A 17251-nucleotide genomic window follows, 5' to 3' on the forward strand; every position below is an offset into this window, starting at 1 on the left:
CGGTCAAAACACAACCAGAACCCAAGGAAACGCCGCCAACGCTGGTGTTTTATCCCTTGTGTTCTTTCATTGGAGCGTTTCATGGTGGCGCCAAGAATTCGCATCACCGACTAGTTTCGATCATCATGCCATCGCCTTGCTGCGTGCTGCGGTCCAACTTCCTGGCGACCGGCCGGCAGGGCGATGGTACGGTACCCGACAAACGCCAACCATGGCGTTTCAAGAAAATTCTGATATCGTCGGCGCACCCGTGGGGAGTGAGCGTGATGACGAGATTGGTCCCAGATGCGTTTTATTGGGCGCGACCGCGAAAGCATGCAAAGGGAAGTGCAACAGTCGTTCAAGTGTCCAGGATCTTTGGCGAGGACCCAGACTATTGGACGCTAGCGGTGACCGGTTCCGACCAGCACCACATGATCGAGGACTTCGATATAATCGCGCCGATCGAATTGCTTGACGCCGTCGCGGCGGAACTCAGGGTCGCTGCCGAGTAACCTTGCCCGTTGGAGCCTCCGCTTTAACGGAGAGCCCCAGGGAACTATGCGTTTGGTCGAATGACAACCCTCACGCAGCCGTCCTTCTTGTCGCGAATCTTCTAGGCCTCTGCCCTCCTTCTAGCCTGGTCCTATGCGTGAGGAGGGAAGATGGATCGTTCCTCCCTTCGACGATCCGATCCATCAGCGGGCGCGGGCATCTCTGAAAATGGGTCCGCCCCCTCTTTAGCGTGAGGGCTTTGCCGTGGAATGCACCAAAGGGCGCCGCGATGGCCGACCCAACGAACATGCCAGGCGATAAGACGATGCCGCCTGGACGACATGCAAGGACCGCTTGCCACAAGGCGTAAGGAGGCTCGATGCTGGAGCTTCGATTGCATTGTTTCCATCAATCTCCCCGCCCCATGGCTTTCCATGCCAACATGCCTCGATCACCGCATCCGCCCCTACCGTCCGTCAGGTCGAGCATACGCTCATGGAGATTCTCGTCGGTGTAATCGAGCGTTTCGGCGCCGATCCCCGTGCTAGCGCCAACCGGTCAGCCATGGTGTCGATCCCGATCTCACGCTCGGCAGGGATAAAAAAGGTCGATTTGACGGCGAACTGCCCAGCGGGCAGTTGATGTCGCGATTTTCCGCGGCCATTTATCCCGTCGCAAGTCATGAGACCCCAGTCCAATGTGGAAAACGCCACTGGGTTCCCAACGATAGTCATATTATCCACCCGTCTTAGATAGCGCGGTTCTTTCCAATCACGCTACGAAGCCCCCGCGAATTTCGCGAGGGCTTCACCCGACCGAAGGATATCGGGCAGACATCCGGGTAGCAAAGGACGCCTTCGTACCGAACAAAAGGCGATTGAATAGGTTCCCTGTGTCGGGATATTCGCCAGCTGGACTGAAGGGGATAATCTGCCGAGGGCTGCTCATCCGCGGAGCTTCACGAACTGGTCGGATTGACGGCTTCGCGACGAGCCCTAACTCAAGCTGACGACCAACGGCTTCGATGGAGCAAGCAACATGGAACAGGCAGGCATTGGCTGGTTAGCGGCAATAATCATTGGTGGAATCGCGGGTTGGCTCGCCGAGCAGTTCATGAGGTCCAACATGGGCGTGATCATGAACATCATACTAGGCATCGTGGGCGCAATCGTCGCGAATGCTATCCTTTCCGTTTTCGGTGTCGTGCTTGGAGGTTGGATTGGATACCTCATTGCGGGTTTCGTCGGCGCCTGCATCCTGATCGCGATCGGACGAATCTTCCGGCGTTGAGGAAATCACGGTTGCTCTCAAACCAAGCCCCAAAAGCGCGCGGCGACGCGGCGGCCCATTAAAGTTTCCTGGGCCATGCAGCGTTGCCGTGGCCTCGCTCCTAACGGGGTCTGTCCGGGGCGGCTCGAACGCGATCGCGTTCTGTCGGCGCCGGGTCACCGTGGGGCGCCGCGTGAGGTCATCTGGACATGAGTCTGACGGCGGGACACAACATCGCAATTCAAACGGATAAGCTTTGGACAAGGTGACGACTTCCACTGCCGTCGGTTAAAGTGCGCCACAACGCCGTGATAACGCTTGGCAAGGCCCACGCGAGACCCCGCAAGTCTCGAAAATATGTTTGGCTCGTGGGAAGAAACGCGTGGCGTGGAGCAGATGCGGCTTCGAAGTTTCAGATGGACCAAAAGACTTCGGTCGCTTTTCGAGAGGTCAGGAAAATACACCGCGACCGGCTGGTGAGTCCGCGTAGGGGCGATCCGGTCTTGAGGTGGGTCTAGATCTTCACGGCGCACGCGTGATTCGAGACAGCTCGGAAACGTTTTCCAAACGAGTTAGGCGAATTCTTCCAACGACTGAGCTCTGGTCGGTTCCGGTAGCCCATCCCTTTCCATCAGGAGGTTGTCGTGATCGCGGTCACCGTGGGGACACGTCTCCCCACACAAAAATCAGATCCAAACGCGCGTCAGCCATCACCGCATGCCCTGGATCAAAGCCAGTGAGAGCTGCGTATCCCAAAGCTGCGTAAAGGGTCTTACTTCCCAACCTTCCTCGAGCCACGCCGCATGGCCGAGAAGGCGCTGACAGCTGTTATCCAGGAAGCTTGCATTCAGGGCATCTCGACGTGTTGCGTGGATGATCTCGTCAAGGCCATGGGGATGAGAATTTCATCGCGTAATCGACATTTACATCCACTCTCGTGATTATCAGGATCGTGGGCTCATCGGCTTTACCGGGATGGCCATCATCGTTGCGGTCTACTCGGCGAGACGGGACAGTATGGATTGTCACGCAGTGACTGCGCGATTGGGACCGAATAACCTTAATCAAACAATTTGTCATAAGCCTCGGAACAAACAGTCTTTTTCGAGGTTTCGTCCTCGTAACTCGAGGAGACACCAATGAAAAAGATCACAACGCTTTCCGCCGCCATAATCCTTTCGGCAACCGCCGCGTTCGCGCAGAGCGAGACCCCGTCCACCTCGCAGACGACGCCGGCCGTTAACACGGAACACAATCCCGCCGCCCCGGTCGCCGGCAAGAATAGCTTCACCGAGGATCAGGCGAAGTCGCGCATCGAAGGTGCCGGCTACACTGACGTCATGAGCCTAAAGCTTGACGACCAAGGCGTTTGGCGCGCCAACGCGAAGAAGGACGGGGCGGACGTCAAGGTTTCCCTGGACTTTCAGGGCAACGTGACGTTGGCCAAGTAAACAAAAGAAGAGGAGACAAAAACATGCGAACAGTTACTGGACTATATGACAGCTACGACGACGCCCGTTCCGCTGTGAAGGCGCTTGAAGACGCTGGCGTGCCGTCCGACGACATCAGTATCGTCACGAACAAGGCAAACGGCGTCGATGTCGAGGGACAGGGATCCCATGCGGCTGAAGGGGCTGGAACCGGCGCGGGTGTCGGCGCGGTTGCCGGCGGCGCGGGCGGTCTTCTGACGGGACTTGGAATGTTGGCCATTCCAGGTGTTGGTCCGGTCGTCGCCGCGGGATGGCTGGCGGCCACGGCAGCTGGCGCTGTCGCGGGCGCTGTTGCAGGGGGCGCGGTTGGCGGCATCGTCGGCGCCATGGTTCGGGAAGGCGTATCCGAAGACGAAGCGAATTTTTACGCCGAGGGAATTCGCCGAGGGGGTTCGGTAGTTACCGCGAGGGTCGAAGAGAGCAAGGTCGCAACCGCTCAGTCCATCCTTACGCAGTCCCGTCCGGTTGATTATCAATCGCGACGAGCCAGCTATGTGGAACAGGGTTGGAACCGCTTCGACGAGAACGCTGAGCCCTATTCGGCGGAACAGATTGAAGCGGAGCGTTCGCGGTATCGTCGCGGTTGATCCATCGCGGTGAGGCAACGTCGAGCGGTCCATCTCGGGCCGCTCGAAGCGCGCCTTTATGGGGTCTCGCGGCGCCGCGTGGCGAAAAGCCAATGCACGAGGCGGCCCGGTTGGACCTGACCAACACACTGGCGCCCATGTCTTCAGAAAGCCGGTGGAGAGCAGTTGGATATGCTGAAGAGCCGACTAGGATCTATGCTTCGTGGCTGTAGTGAAGCATATCGGCCAATCATTAGAAGATTGTGCCTCCCCTTTAAGACGCCTCGCACGAGTTCGCGATCGTGTCCCCGAGCGTTCTCTGATCGCGGTTGTCAAGCTGGTCGCAGCTGGCATCGCGGGTCAGGCTCATGGTTCTCTTCGAGGTCGGCACTTTGACCGCCTCTTACCGAGAACGGTTCAAACGCTTCCAATCGCGTCTGGGCACGACGCTACTTTCCGCTCGGCCACAATCCTGCCTTCGTCATCAGCGATCCAGATTGATGTCGTTTGCTGGCTGACATCCAGTCCGGCATGATACTTCATGGCAGTTCTCCTCATAGCTTGGGCACACTGGCCACAGTTGACAAGAGACAGTGTGGAGAGTCGACGCCTGAGCCTAGGCCCTGAGCGATCACACTATGTGGTGTAAGTCGACGGTAGCAAAGCCGCTCGCGAGCGCGCCCTTAGCGCGCTGTAGCGAGTGAGCGGCTTTGCGGGCGGTCATCGATAATCTCCGGTATGGTTGGGTTGCTGACACTCAACCAGATACGAAGGATACATCGATGACCAACGACATAATGGACCTACGCGAGCTCGTGGAGAAGACCCCGGACGCGGATATTCTGCGCGAAGTGATCGGTTTTGCTGCTGAGCGACTGATGGAATTGGAAGTTAGCGCTGCAACTGGCGCGGCCCACGGTGAGAAGAGCCCATCACGATTGGCGCAACGCAACGGTTATCGCGACCGTGACTGGGAGACCCGTGCAGGTACGGTAGAGCTGCGTATCCCAAAGCTGCGTAAAGGGTCCTACTTCCCAACCTTCCTCGAGCCACGCCGCATGGCCGAGAAGGCGCTGACAGCTGTTATCCAGGAAGCTTACATTCAGGGCATCTCGACGCGTTCCGTGGATGATCTCGTCAAGGCCATGGGGATGGGCGGCATCTCAAAGAGCCAGGTTTCCCGCCTGTGCGAGGAGATCGATGACAAGGTCAAAGCCTTTCTCGATCGGCCAATCGAGGGCGACTGGCCGTACTTGTGGGTGGACGGCACCTACCTCAAAGTGCGGGCGCGTCAGGCGGGTGGGCGACACCAGGACGCAAGCCGTGAAGGCGACGGGGCCAAGCGGATCGCTGTTTGCGCGGTCCGAATGGGAAGCGCTGATCGAGAGCAACGAACCCGTTCTCGATCACACGAGCCGGCTGCCTGGGGAATTCGGTGGCGAGCTGAAGCTTGAATCCTTTTTCGACTTGATGATCGCGAGGCGGCTGTGCAATATCGTGGAGAATGGCTAACGGATAGAGGTGGCCCTTGATGAGGTTTACGCCATTTCCGCTGACCGCCGTTCTCCGACAAGGGAGGTCGAGATCGAACTGAAAGAGGGACGCGCGAGCGATCTGTTCGTTTTCGCCCCTAAGGTTGATACGGTCGCCAGCTTCCGGATCGGCGTGAGATCAAAGGCCGAGCGGGGCCCGAACGCCGCCGCCGCGTTCAAGGCGATCGCGCTCTGATGCGTTCGCCAGTATAGGCTCAGCGGAGATACTTTCCTCCAGCGCCAAAACCCCGCAGCCCTTCACCAGGCGAGGGTAGTGCTGCGCCGCCTGCGATCCGCGATCGTGGTTAAAGAGCGTCCTGCCGGGTAGCGGTCACGCGGGCGCGCTGCAGTCATATCCCCGCGCGGAAAAAAGCGGACCCAGCGGTCCCAGTTTTTGTGGTTCTGAAACATACCGTGTACGAAAAAATCTGGGTTATCTCTCATCCACCATTTGGTTTCGAGACATCGAACCCGGCGCAGTCAAACCTGTTCCCCGCGTCGCCCTTGCCTTCAAGCCCGACGGCGCTTGGCGGAAGAGGTCATCTCATCGACCAATGACGCGATGGCCGTCACGCTGTAGGGCTTGGGTATAAACACCGCGCCTGTCGGCAGATCATCTTGACTAAGTAGATGCCCACCGGAGGCGACGATGACGGGGACGCTCGCGTGGTTTCTTGACATCATCCGCAGAAGATCGAGGCCGCTCAAGCCACCCGGCATATCAACATCGGTGATTACGGCATCAAGCTCTTTTTGCCCGAGGATTGCGACAGCCTCGAGAACGTTTCCTGCTTCCAGCACATCGTAGCCCCGGTCAAACAATGTGTCGGCGAGCACCATTCGGATCAAAAGCTCGTCTTCTACGATAAGTACGGTACGCTGGTACATGGCCGTCTCCATTCCGTGGATACGAGATGAACTCGCTCGCCCAGGTTTTCGATCGCCCCTCCGACGGGATTATTATCGAACATATTTAATAAAATACGAACGAACCGCCGGAAGGTGGCGTCCTAAAACCTCCAAGTATCGCGGCCTTGAAGATGACGGTGGCCGCAATCCCATGATACAGATGACCTCTGTGGCTTTTACTTCCCGATTTCAAACGGCAAAATGTCATAGGCAAGTTAGTTTTAGCGAATAGATTCGCGCGAATTTTCCGCTAACGATTTCAATGAAGCACTCTCTTGACCAAGCAATTGCGCGATCCAATAGTCGCAACTCGACCGATTCCGGATGAGCAATGGTCGGCCGCTCGCCGCTGTCTCGAGAGCTGGACAAAATCCTCGATAGTGATGGCCCGCGGCAAGCTGCCACGGCTCGCGCCGCAGCGGAGCTGCGGCTGACGACGCGGCAAGTCTACAATCTCCTTGCCCGTTATCGCGCGGATCGAACGGCGACGGCCCTGCCGCCACGCGCCGCCGTCAGCCGGCGCAAGCGACTGCCCCAACAGATCGAGGACATCATCGACGCAACGCTGCGCGAGGAATGGCTGACGCTCGAGGCGCCTCCACTCACTCCTGTCGTTGCCGAGATCCAGGCGCTGCGAGGAAGCCGGTCTTGCCATGCCATCCTATGTCACGGTCGCCCGGCGCATTCCGGCATTATTCTCGCCTGAAGAGATTGCGAAGAAGCGCTCATCCAATCCGAAGCACCTGCTGCGCCTGAAGCCAAGAACGGGCTATATCCATGCACCGCCTCGGCGCCGGTGGCCTCGGGCGTTCGGTATTGCGTTCGACATTTTACGCGGACGAGAACCCGATGCCCACGCCGCCTAAAACCGTACGCGGCTCAAGCTGCACGTCTGGACGATCGTGGCTTTTCTCCTGGGCGGCATATTGGGTGTGATCGCCTATCGCCAAGTGGGTGGATATCTGTTGCTGGTCTGCGCGGGGCTGCTGTTTGCGATTTCTCTCAGCGGGATCCGACACGGACGCGGGACCTTTGCCACCACAGCAACCAGGCGTCTCCGGTGGCTACCGCAACGCCGGCAATGAGGCCTCGATAACGCGAGAGGATTTGAAGCATGGACGCCTATGGACACTTGCGAGTTCTCGTCAGCCTGGTCCTCGGGCTGTCGATAACCCGCGTGCTGTCCGGTCTGTCTCGTCGCCTGCAGGAGCCAGGAAAGACCGATAGAATGCATGCGCAGATCGTCTGGTCAATGGCACTTCTGCTTGGCGCCGTCCATTTCTGGTGGTGGGAGTTCGCGCTTCGCCTGGTCGAGACATGGAATTGCTGGATCTACATTTTCGTGCTTGCCAACGCTTCGTTGTTTTTCCTGATGTCGACGCCGCTCTACCCCGACCATCTTCAGGACCATGGTGACAGGGAGGTGTTTGTCATCCGAAGACGGCACGCCTTCTTCGCCCTCTTTGCCATATCCTTTGCTTTCGACCTGATCGACACGCTCATCAAAGGACGAGAGCACTTCGCCTCGCTCGGCGTCTGGTACATCGTGCGTGGCCGGGGCCGCGATCGCTCTGTTTGCAACGAGAACCGACGACAGCCGCAAGCTCATGTGGCCCGGGCTGGTCTGGCTCGCGGGGAGCGTCCTGTGGATCACCATGCTTTACAGTGAATTGCTCTGAAAAGTTCTTTGTGACTGCTCTCGAAACCGGGCAGGCGGCGTCCTGGTCGTTAAGTGTCCATCTCGTCCGCGGGTCATCGAACCTATGCCCTCACATTCTGATTGAAACCTGTTCGCGGTGGCTGGAGCGCGGCGATCAGGATAGGACGTCTTACCGACATTGCGCTCTGTACGGTCCCAGAGTTAGAGCGTCGTCCTCCAAGCGAAAGCGCTTTGGGGGAGTCGGCCCCCTTCATCCGTATGAAATCGGGTGGGAAGATGTTCAGTGCCGACTTCATCCCGTTGCCCTTCGCTTGAAATTTGAAGCTAAAGCTTCACCCGAAACTGGTTCCAGGGTTGGGCTACTGTTTTATCGATCTTGGAGTAACGCTCGTAGGGCCTCATGTTCAGGCCCGTTGGGTTTCAGATCGAGGAAGGCGTCGACCGACCTTCGTGTTTCGTGCCCGCCCGACGCCGGATTGGCCCGATGAAGGACAAAGGCACTTTCAGGCTTGCTCTGACCGCATAGGATCCAGCAGTCGCCATTGGAGCTCGCGGCGAATTCGATCTGCTCTTCCGGTTCACAGCTTTTCTCAACAGGATTCATCTCGTCCAGGCGATGCGCCTGCCCGTGCGAGATCGTTCCTTGATCCATCGGCTCGCCAGGGCGTCGCGTGTCAGCTTTGATTGTCGGCGCGGGATAGCCATCCGGTCGGATCATGCCGGATCGGATCTGCTCAATGAGAGTGCTCTCCGCCGCGTGGTTCGCTCCCGCTTCGGGCTTCAAGTCAAGCGTCGCGTAATCAGCTCTTTTGAGAAGCTTTCGAAGAAGAGACTGTTTCACGCCGGTTATACTCACCATAGCCAACCCTCCGAGATTAGGAACAGGATGAAGACGAAGCTTGTAACGGCGACAGCTACAGGAGCGGCGCTGGAAGGGCTTGGCCAAAAATTTTTAAAGGTGAGAAGCATCGTCTCTTTCCGTGAAAGCGTCGTCCAAGCAGCGGTTGGTCCCCGCTGATACGCCCTTATCACCCAACCTATGGTGCTGATTTCCGGCGCCGAGCAGGACGTATCGGTTTCAGCTCGATCGGCTGCGCTTCGCGCAACTGGCGCAGGCGCTCGGTTTTGCGGATCCGGTCGGCCGCTTCCGTTTCAATGATCTGTCGCGCGACTTGACTCGTGGTCGCAGCCTTATCGCGTGCGGAGATTTTCTCGGGCTTGAACAACTCCTGCGTCGTCGTGGTCATGATAATTCTCTTTCGGTGTGTAGCTCGGACGCATCCGAGACGTCGACGGTCGGATCGAAGCCGGAGACGAGGCCAGCCAAACAAAAAGGCCGGGCGCTAACCCCGACCTCTCACAGTCACTCAGCTCTGCTGCCAGTACATCCGTGGTCAGCGAGGCGAATGAAAACTTAAGCCGCCTGAAGATTTTCGGCGGAGCTTTTGCCGGACTTGCGGTCCTGAACAACCTCGTAGGAGATCTTCTGGCCATCTGAGAGCGAACGCATTCCGGCGCGCTCGACAGCGGACGGATGGACGAAGATGTCCGTGCTACCGTTATCCGGTTGGATGAAGCCGAAGCCTTTGGTGGAGTTGAACCATTTGACGGAACCAGTCGTCATGACGATCTCCTTTCAGAACAATCGTTGTGGTTCCCGCGATGCCTTGCGGGATAAGATCGATGATTTGAGAGGAAATCCGACGGGAGCGAAGCTCCGAACCAACATCACAAGCAATGGTCGATAAACAATATATGGGCACAAGTTCTGATTTTACAAGGGAGCGCCGGATTTATGTTCTGCCCATGGAAAATTCAACCGCTCCGTCTGTTGCTCGCACCGTCAAGCGATTAAAGCGATGTCCACGGCGACATCCATCGACACGAACGCATCCGCAGGGCCGATAAACGTTCCCGACACAGGCATAAGCTGGGTAATGTCGCGTGCGACGGCCACCGGGATCAGGTTTGCGCTACCCATGCTCCTGTTCGTCGGATCGAACGCGATCCATCCTGCGCCCGGGAGGAACACTTCAACCCATGCATGGGTCGATCCGCCCGGCGACGAACCGACGAGGGTTCTCACTGGGTCGTGGAGATATCCGGACACGATCCTCGCCCCGAGGCCAAGAACCCGCACAGATTCGGCAAAGAGTGTCGCAAGGTCCCGGCAACTCCCGGACCTTACGCGAAGGGTTTCCAGCGGAGCCTGCGTCCCTTCAATATCTCGCCCCTGATAGGCAACGCCGTTCGCAACGCCGGCACTGAGGTCCTTCAACAGCGACAGCGTGTCGGTCGAGTTCTCCATGACGAAGCCCATGACCCACTGATGCAGTTCACCGGAGGGGTCGGGATATTGAGCATCCCTGAGAGAACCAAGATCCTTCCAATCCTGATCGTCGTAAAGGAAAGGGTAGGTGGCGCCCGACGCGGCGATGTCGAACACCGGCCAGGCCTGCGATTTCAGGTCGACGTCGGCATGGCTTACGATCTCCAGCCGGCGTGTCGGCTCCGAGAACGTCAGGGTCGCAACCGCGTTTCCGAATACATCCGTCGTCCAGGCCACCCTGCCTTCGGGCGAGACCGTAATCTGGTGATGTTGCAGCAAAAGATCCGGCCCTTCGCGCGGTCGCAGCAATAGCCGATAGGGCGTGAGTTGGACGGGAAACCGGTAGCTGTAGGTCGTCCGGTGCTGTATGGAAAGCTCTGCCATTTACGCTCCTCGCGCAGAAGGACCAAAAGCGCGCATGTGTTCAGGGATGGTTTCTCCCTCGGGGCAGCCAAGGAAATCTCATCTCATAAGCCCGGCGGATCGCAGCGCGCTCTCGATGACATCCTGGACATAGTTCGTCACATCCTTGCGGTCATCGCTTCCTATCTCGTTTGAGGTCGTCGCCCTCCCATCAGGTTGGACCCGACGCTCGAAGGAGGGCGTGAGACCCCAACTGCGGGCAATGTGTTCCGTCGAGGAGACGCCGACGTCGAGCATGTAGGGGGCTCGCGCGCCATAGCCGCTCGACGTGTCGATCGGAGTGCCGTGTCCCATGCCGCGAATGCGGTGAAGCTCAATGGCGTCCGCGCCTGCCCTGTTTGTCCAAATGTGATGTTCATGTCCATCCATAGCGTCGGACCGCGCCGGCTGATCGCCAACCTCGTGCATAGCCTTCCACTGCTCAATGATGGCCCGTGCGTTCAACTCATCGACGGTCTTGTCGGCCGTACCGTGCCAGACCGATATCGTGGGCCACGGGCCAACATGCGGCGATGCCGATCGGAGACGCTCTTGGAGCCGTTGGTGGGAGGGCAGGCCGTGGCCCCGCATCCGGTCAAACGCTTCCGGGACCGTGGATGCAACGCCATAGGGCAGACCCGCAATGATCGCTCCGCCGGAAAACACCTCCGGATAAGCAGCAAGCATAGCGTTCGCCATGGCGCCGCCGGCTGACAGCCCCGTGATGAACACTCGTGCTGGATCGATGCCGTGGTCGGAAACCATCGTATCGATCATCTCACGGATCGAGCGGACCTCTCCGCGATCCCGCTCAATGTCGCTTTCGGAAAACCAGTTGAAACAGAGGTTGGGGTTGTTCTGGCGGGACTGTTCGGGAAACAGAACGGCGAAACCGAATTCGTCCGCCAATTTCGACCACCCTGATCCGGCATCGTAGCCGGCCACGGTCTGGGTGCAGCCATGCAGGACGACGACAAGCGCAAGCGGGCCAGATCGATCGCCGTTTTCGGGAGCATAGTACCAGCCGAGGAGGTTGCCGGGATTAGCGCTAGCGATCTCCAGCTGCGTTAGTCTGGTTGGAGCCGCATCCATCACCGGAATGTTGCGGTATCGTTGCAAGCGCTGCAATGTATCCGAAAGACTTCTCATGGAGCATCCTCGCTGGTCGCGGAAGGCCAATCGACGTCCCGGATGTCGTAGGTAATGCTGCACTGCACAATTGCAAGTGCCGAACGTCGGATAGAGAAGCCGAGCCCACTGCAAACGCCGCATTCAACTGGCAGATAGGGCCGTTATCACGCTTCCTTCTCGGCCTGGCTGCAGGAAATCGCTGCGTTTCTCGTTCCAAGGCACGAGCCTGACTGACGCCGGGCTGTCGCGAATACCGACAGGACCAACGTCGGCAAGCTGAGGATGGTCGCGAAGTACCTAAGGCAGCCAATGAATCGGTATGCGTCGTCAAGATGGCGCCGAAAAGCATTATCTAAAGAATGGCCCAAATCATCGAGCAGAACAGGCAAAAATCACGTCGAGGAGAGCTCAGCGCCGGCTGACAGTGCGGAGGTGGCGCCGGCGGCGCAATGTGGCCAGATCAGACTGAGCTTTCCGCTGAATCGTTTGCCGACAGGCTTCTCTTGAGGCGGTGTTCATCAGCCGTCGTCTCGCTGAAGAGCCAATCTCGAAACGCTCTCAGCTTCCGATGCCGAAGCCCGCCTTCAGGGTAGACTACGTAATAGCTCCATCGGGATTTCAACGCGAGATCGAACGGGCGCACCAACCGTCCCGATGCCAGATCGGCTGAAACCAGCGCGCTGCGTCCAAGAAGAACCCCCTCCCCTTGCGCCGCAGCCTCGATAGCATAGGCCGCGGTTTCAAATTTCACGCCGCTTGTGTGGTCAATGCCGTATAGGCCCGCAGCCTGGAGCCAGGTCGACCAGGCAATGCGGAAGTTGTCATGAATGAGCCTGTGGTGCCGCAGATCCTCGGGCGTCCGCAAAGGATGCTTTCTTTGGAGGAGCTCGGGACTGCAAATCGGAGAGACGTCCTCGTCCATCAATAATTCCGACGTCACGTTGTCGTAATTGCCTTCGCCATAGCGGATCGCGATGTCGATTCCATCCCTGACGAAGTCGGCGAGCACTCCGGACGTTGAGAGGCACACGTCGATATCGGGGTGGGGCCGATGAAACCGATGTAGCCGGGGAACAAGCCACCGTCCGGCAAAGCCATCGGACGTGCTGACATTCAGCACGCCGGACGATCGCGAAGCGGCGGTTGCCATCGTCGCGACGCTTATCCGATCCAGGGCCGCTCCTACCTCTGCTGCATAAGCCAGGCCTTCCGCCGTGAGCTCTACTGAGCGCGTCCCGCGATCGAACAGCCGCACGCCCAGCCCGTCTTCGAGATGGCGCACAGCTCGGCTAATCGCGCCGTGGGTCACATTGAGCTCGGCAGCAGCCTTCGTGAAGCTGAGATGGCGGGCAGCAGCGTCGAATGCGGGCAATGTCGTCAGGGGCGGCAGTCTACGAGCCATGGCAAAGCCTGTGAGTAACAGTCACATATGATCGACTATTCATCGTTTGTCGTCCAGCGGTGCAAGGCTCAAAATCCCCTCATTACAGAACATTTTTCGCGCTGTCCGAAGGCAGCGCCACGGAAAGAGAATGACAAGCCATGATGAATACTCACTCAAACACGGGGGACTGTGGCGGTGCGCCGTCATCTGCTCTTGGCCCGGCGGTTTCCTCCCTGCTCTCGACGATGAGCGGAATGACCACGGGCCTGCTCTTCGCTCTGCTGCACCGCGTGGCGATGCGGCGCATCGAGCGGTTTTCAGATCGTCGGCTCAACGATATCGGATTCGAGCGCGACTGGGACAGCTCGGTGATCCACCGGGTCCGATCGTCCGCACCCCGTGGTCTCACGCCCTGAAGGAGAAGCGATATGAAAGTCTACCCCCATCTCTGGTTCAACGGACGAGCCGAGGAGGCCATGGAATTCTTTATGTCCGTGTTCCGCGGATCCAAGGTCCTCGAACGCACGAAACTGCCCGACCCGGAACTGTCAGTCGTGCGGTTCGAGCTGCCAGGCCTGCCTGTAGCCGCCCTCAATGCCAACTCGTCTATCCCCTACAACGAAGCGTTCTCCTTTCTGGTGGAGACCGACGACCAGGCGGAGACGGACTACTATTGGAATGCCCTCATCGCCGACGGCGGCAAGGAACAGCCCTGCGGATGGCTGACCGACAAGTTTGGCGTCTACTGGCAGGTGTCGCCCAGTATTCTTCTCCGGATGATTGCCGATCCCGACCAGGCGAAGGCCAGCCGGGTGATGCAGGCCATGTACAAGATGAAGAAGATCGTCATCGCGGATCTGGAGCGCGCCTACCAAGGCTAACTACTATCGCAACGCTCCCCGACGCAAAACTCAACCCAAATCACAAGCTTATGGAGGCTCCCATGGCATCGCTTATGGAAAGAAAGTTATCGTAAATTGGCGGCAGTTCCGGCATTGGGCTGGGCGTGGCCGGCGCTGCGCTCGAGCGCGGTGCGGAAGTTGTGATCGTCGGGCGCGCTGAAGGACAAGCTCCAGGCAGCCGCTGGGACGCTTGCCGCAGGATCCCGCTTGCGCACCATGTCCGCCGATATGACACAGGAAGCCGAGATGAGCCGCCTATTCGGCGATATCGGCGCCTTCACCATCTGGTGTCGACGGCGGGCGCTGCACGGTTCGAATAAGGCCGTCGGGATACAAGCCGGGGTGTTTGACCTGCAAGCGTTCAAGAAACTCCCGCCAAGTTCGCCAAGGCTCCGCCTCGAACCATTCCGGGAGTTCAGCAGTGACGGCGAGTAGAGGATCGGGTCTGCGCCGCTCTCGCTTGGCTGCTGGCTTGGAACGGGCAGTCGGCTTCACTTCACCGCCACGCCAAGCTGCAACGGCGGTCTCGACACACCCACCCGACACATAGCCAACAAATCCCGCCATCCGCAACGATCGCAACTTGCGCTCCCAGCGCACGCGCTGCGCCGCCGCTTATTTCGACCAATGTCGCAAGGGCTGCTCCGCCGCGTTGCACAGCGGAGGCCGCAAAGGTGAGGATATCGACAGGACTGTCGGTGCTGCTTACCCTGAACGGGACGAGTATTTCCGTCATAAGGACCTATCCTCGTTAATTGGACAAGGTAAAAGCGTGAGTGCGTTGATTTCAGAGGGAAGTGCCCGGCTTCTAAAGAGCCGAGCCACCAAGTCGTTGCCCATAAGCAACGGTTTGCTCGTCGATGAACATGCGCTCCGACTGATATGCTGCTAAACCCTCCCGAAGTGAGCTTGCCCGCACCAAGTTTCGTTGCAGGGAAACTGCATCTGCGGCCGCCTTCGAAACTCCCATCGCGGTATGGGGTCGAGCAACAAAGGCCGCGTCTCCGACCAGCGCTACGGATTGGCCAACCATGCGATCAGCCGCGTAGTCAAAGATCGCCTGGATCGACGGCGTATTCTCTGCCTGAACGGCGAGCGCGAACGGTGTCGGCAGCATCGCCGCAGCATCCGCATGCAGGGCCTCCACCCGGCTTGTTACAATAGTGCCGCGCGGGAGGGAATAAGGATAGGCTGTTCCGTCACGATCGGTCAGGGTGCTTGCCAGCTCGGCGTCATTGACGGGGCGGTACCAGACCCAGTTGTAGCGCCTTTGTCCCGGCGTCGTTTCGCCGTTAGGGCCAGGTACTAGGTAGCCGAGAATATGCACACCGGACTGGATATAAAAGGCGAAACGATCGATCAGAATTGATGCTCCCGAAGGAAGTTCATTTTCAGGCAACAGTCCGCGCCAAGCGACATATCCCGCATATCGGTTATGCCAGTCCTCGTTGAGGGTCGCCCGAACCACCGAGCCGAGCCCGTCCGCACCGATCACCAAATCGGCTTTTTCGGATGAACCATTGGCAAAAACGATGGTAGCACCATCGTCGGCATCAATTACGGCCTCAACGGCACGTCCGGCTTGGTACCGTCCTTTTTCCAGACGTGCCAAGACTTCAGAGTAAAGAAAGTCCCACGAAATCTGCATCTGTGGCATCGACAGCTTCTGGGCGACCGAGCCATCGGCATTGAAGTAGATCCGTTCGCGGGCGATCACGCCGACATTGGCAGCGTGATCCGCGCCGATCATCCTCAGCATGTGAAAGACGTCTTCCTGGGGCACCAGTCCCGCTCCGCGTCCGGCAAGTCCGGAGTGAGAGCGCTCGTAAACAACCACATCATGACCGTCAATTTGCAACAGAATTGCGGTGAACAGGCCCGCGAGCGAGCCACCGACAACGCGAATACGCAATGGTTTCATGATTAGCGTCCTTCTTGTTCGCTGAAGGCAGCGCCTGAGCGTCGGTTGCCGAGGACCAGAACCAAAAGCGCGATGAGGGCGAGCATTCCACCCAAGATGCTGACGCCGGTCCATTCTCCTTGACTCCACGCGACGGTAGCGACTGCCGAACCAAATGAGCCACCAAGGAACATGCCCGTCATGAAGATGGTATTCAGACGGCTACGGGCTTGCTGGTCGAGCGCATAAATGAGGTGCTGGTTCGAGACGAGCGCACTCTGGATACCGAAATCCAATACGATGACGCCGACGATTAGACCGGCAATCGCGCCCCAAAGACCGAACACCACCCATGCAACCAGCGTCAGGATAGCACCACACCACACCACGAAGGACGGGCCATGCTTGTCGGCGACGCGACCGGCGAGCGGTGCTGCGAAGACGCCCACGGCGCCAACAATGCCGAACAGACCGGCCACATCGGCTCCAAGATTGAAACGCGGTCCCTGGAGGTAGAGTGCCAGAATAGTCCAGAACGCCGTGAACGAGGCAAACAGAGCAGCTTGAACGAATGTCGCCGTGCGCAGCGTTGGCAAGCGTGTCCAGAGATGTGCGAGCGAGCGGAGCGCCTTACCATAGGGCATGCTGGAGGTTGTTCGGTGATGGGGCAAAGTCACGAACATCAAGACGGCGGCGACCAGAGCCAGCGGTACCCCGATCCAGAACATTTCACGCCAGCCGCCGTGCTCTGCGACAAAGCCGGACAACGTGCGGCTGAAAAGGATCCCTGACAGCACGCCGGCCATGACAGTGCCTATCGTGGCACCGCGCTTTTCCGGTGTTGCCAGTGACGCCGCAAACGGAACAATCTGCTGCGCCACCGTGGCGCTCGCGCCAACGACGAGCGAGGCCATGACCAACATCCAGGCTGTCGGCGCAATTGCAGCCAGAGCCAAGGCGACAGCCAGCACGACAAACTGACCGACGATCAGCGGTTTGCGATGGAGGATATCGCCCAGCGGCAGCAACAGAAACAGGCCGAGCGCATAACCGAGTTGGGTTGCGGTCGGGATCAACGTCGCCGCGGACTGCCCAGGAAACTCCGCCTCGATTATACCGAGCATCGGCTGGTTATAATAGATATTGGCAACAGCGATACCGCTGGCGGCCGCCATGGCCAGCAGGCCGAGTTTACGGGTTCCTTTGGCGGTCACGTCACTGGGTAAGGGTGATGCTTTCGAGTTTTGTAAAGTTTTCATTTCGATGTCTCTCCAGGGTGGTTTCGTCAGCCACTTTTCTATAA

At 58.6% G+C, this 17251-nt stretch carries 18 protein-coding genes and 5 pseudogenes; 11 read left to right on the forward strand and 12 right to left on the reverse strand.

Translation table 11 applies throughout. From position 1 onward, the window contains the following. The 5 genes and pseudogenes from ACCD05_RS28285 to ACCD05_RS28305 all read left to right on the forward strand — a co-directional run. The coding region (locus ACCD05_RS28285) for a hypothetical protein (protein WP_413396861.1) at positions 1 to 494 on the forward strand (494 nt) is incomplete at its 5' end. 1018 nt (positions 495 to 1512) lie between these two features. Further along, complete coding sequence (locus ACCD05_RS28290) at positions 1513 to 1764, forward strand: GlsB/YeaQ/YmgE family stress response membrane protein (protein ID WP_111564199.1); 252 nt, start codon at positions 1513 to 1515, stop codon at positions 1762 to 1764. Positions 1765 to 2483: 719 nt separating this feature from the next. Then, positions 2484 to 2639 (forward strand): annotated as a pseudogene (locus ACCD05_RS28295) (transposase); the annotation flags it as partial. Positions 2640 to 2882: 243 nt separating this feature from the next. Continuing rightward, entirely contained in the window at positions 2883 to 3194 is a 312-nt protein-coding gene (locus ACCD05_RS28300) for a PepSY domain-containing protein (protein WP_111564200.1), read from the forward strand. A gap of 23 nt (positions 3195 to 3217) precedes the next feature. Next, positions 3218 to 3820, forward strand: a complete 603-nt coding sequence (locus ACCD05_RS28305; RefSeq protein ID WP_111564201.1) for a general stress protein — start codon at positions 3218 to 3220, stop codon at positions 3818 to 3820. Between the two features lie 396 nt (positions 3821 to 4216). Here ACCD05_RS28305 and ACCD05_RS28310 read toward each other — a convergent pair whose 3' ends face one another. Continuing rightward, the gene (locus ACCD05_RS28310; RefSeq protein WP_283193637.1) at positions 4217 to 4342 is read right to left on the reverse strand and encodes a hypothetical protein; all 126 of its coding nucleotides are present in this window, start codon (positions 4340 to 4342) and stop codon (positions 4217 to 4219) included. A 239-nt stretch (positions 4343 to 4581) separates the two neighbouring features. Here ACCD05_RS28310 and ACCD05_RS28315 point away from each other — a divergent pair. Then, positions 4582 to 5106 (forward strand): annotated as a pseudogene (locus ACCD05_RS28315) (transposase); the annotation flags it as partial. Between the two features lie 214 nt (positions 5107 to 5320). Then, the gene (locus tag ACCD05_RS28320; protein ID WP_111564202.1) at positions 5321 to 5527 is read left to right on the forward strand and encodes a hypothetical protein; all 207 of its coding nucleotides are present in this window, start codon (positions 5321 to 5323) and stop codon (positions 5525 to 5527) included. 314 nt (positions 5528 to 5841) lie between these two features. On the opposite strand, the gene ACCD05_RS28325 is transcribed toward ACCD05_RS28320, so the two are convergent. Continuing rightward, positions 5842 to 6219 (reverse strand): response regulator, encoded by a 378-nt coding sequence (locus ACCD05_RS28325; protein ID WP_111564335.1) that lies wholly within the window; start codon positions 6217 to 6219, stop codon positions 5842 to 5844. Positions 6220 to 6515: 296 nt separating this feature from the next. Between ACCD05_RS28325 and ACCD05_RS28330 the strand changes: the two are divergent. After that, positions 6516 to 7022: pseudogene (locus tag ACCD05_RS28330) on the forward strand (transposase); the annotation flags it as partial. 332 nt (positions 7023 to 7354) lie between these two features. Beyond that, complete coding sequence (locus tag ACCD05_RS28335) at positions 7355 to 7909, forward strand: hypothetical protein (RefSeq protein WP_413396864.1); 555 nt, start codon at positions 7355 to 7357, stop codon at positions 7907 to 7909. A gap of 358 nt (positions 7910 to 8267) precedes the next feature. On the opposite strand, the gene ACCD05_RS28340 is transcribed toward ACCD05_RS28335, so the two are convergent. From ACCD05_RS28340 to gcvA, 6 genes are all read right to left on the reverse strand, one after another. Continuing rightward, positions 8268 to 8759, reverse strand: a complete 492-nt coding sequence (locus ACCD05_RS28340; RefSeq protein ID WP_112437003.1) for a hypothetical protein — start codon at positions 8757 to 8759, stop codon at positions 8268 to 8270. A 178-nt stretch (positions 8760 to 8937) separates the two neighbouring features. After that, a complete protein-coding gene (locus ACCD05_RS28345) occupies positions 8938 to 9147 on the reverse strand; it encodes a hypothetical protein (protein ID WP_111564204.1) in 210 nt (69 codons plus the stop codon). A 167-nt stretch (positions 9148 to 9314) separates the two neighbouring features. Beyond that, a complete protein-coding gene (locus ACCD05_RS28350; RefSeq protein ID WP_112437004.1) occupies positions 9315 to 9524 on the reverse strand; it encodes a cold-shock protein in 210 nt (69 codons plus the stop codon). A gap of 219 nt (positions 9525 to 9743) precedes the next feature. Further along, a complete protein-coding gene (locus ACCD05_RS28355) occupies positions 9744 to 10613 on the reverse strand; it encodes a transglutaminase-like domain-containing protein (protein WP_112437005.1) in 870 nt (289 codons plus the stop codon). Between the two features lie 78 nt (positions 10614 to 10691). After that, the gene (locus ACCD05_RS28360) at positions 10692 to 11780 is read right to left on the reverse strand and encodes an alpha/beta hydrolase family esterase (protein WP_111564207.1); all 1089 of its coding nucleotides are present in this window, start codon (positions 11778 to 11780) and stop codon (positions 10692 to 10694) included. Between the two features lie 442 nt (positions 11781 to 12222). Continuing rightward, the gene (gene gcvA / locus ACCD05_RS28365; protein ID WP_112437006.1) at positions 12223 to 13164 is read right to left on the reverse strand and encodes a transcriptional regulator GcvA; all 942 of its coding nucleotides are present in this window, start codon (positions 13162 to 13164) and stop codon (positions 12223 to 12225) included. 236 nt (positions 13165 to 13400) lie between these two features. Between gcvA and ACCD05_RS28370 the strand changes: the two genes are divergently transcribed. Together ACCD05_RS28370 and ACCD05_RS28375 are read left to right on the forward strand one after the other, a co-directional pair. Further along, complete coding sequence (locus ACCD05_RS28370; protein WP_162718203.1) at positions 13401 to 13562, forward strand: hypothetical protein; 162 nt, start codon at positions 13401 to 13403, stop codon at positions 13560 to 13562. 12 nt (positions 13563 to 13574) lie between these two features. Next, entirely contained in the window at positions 13575 to 14027 is a 453-nt protein-coding gene (locus ACCD05_RS28375; RefSeq protein ID WP_112437007.1) for a VOC family protein, read from the forward strand. 321 nt (positions 14028 to 14348) lie between these two features. Here the strand turns inward: ACCD05_RS28375 and ACCD05_RS28380 are convergent. From ACCD05_RS28380 to ACCD05_RS28395, 4 genes and pseudogenes are all read right to left on the reverse strand, one after another. Beyond that, positions 14349 to 14561: pseudogene (locus ACCD05_RS28380) on the reverse strand (transposase); the annotation flags it as partial. Then, positions 14559 to 14784: pseudogene (locus ACCD05_RS28385) on the reverse strand (XdhC family protein); the annotation flags it as partial. The pseudogenes ACCD05_RS28380 and ACCD05_RS28385, both read right to left, overlap by 3 nt. Positions 14785 to 14856: 72 nt before the next feature. Beyond that, on the reverse strand, positions 14857 to 15969 hold the full coding sequence (locus ACCD05_RS28390; RefSeq protein ID WP_111564211.1) for an FAD-dependent monooxygenase: 1113 nt from the start codon (positions 15967 to 15969) through the stop codon (positions 14857 to 14859). 2 nt (positions 15970 to 15971) lie between these two features. Further along, on the reverse strand, positions 15972 to 17207 hold the full coding sequence (locus tag ACCD05_RS28395) for an MFS transporter (protein ID WP_111564212.1): 1236 nt from the start codon (positions 17205 to 17207) through the stop codon (positions 15972 to 15974). Positions 17208 to 17251: the final 44 nt, after the last annotated feature.

The organism is Rhizobium sp. Rhizsp42 (assembly GCF_047304155.1).
Taxonomy (GTDB): domain Bacteria; phylum Pseudomonadota; class Alphaproteobacteria; order Rhizobiales; family Rhizobiaceae; genus Rhizobium.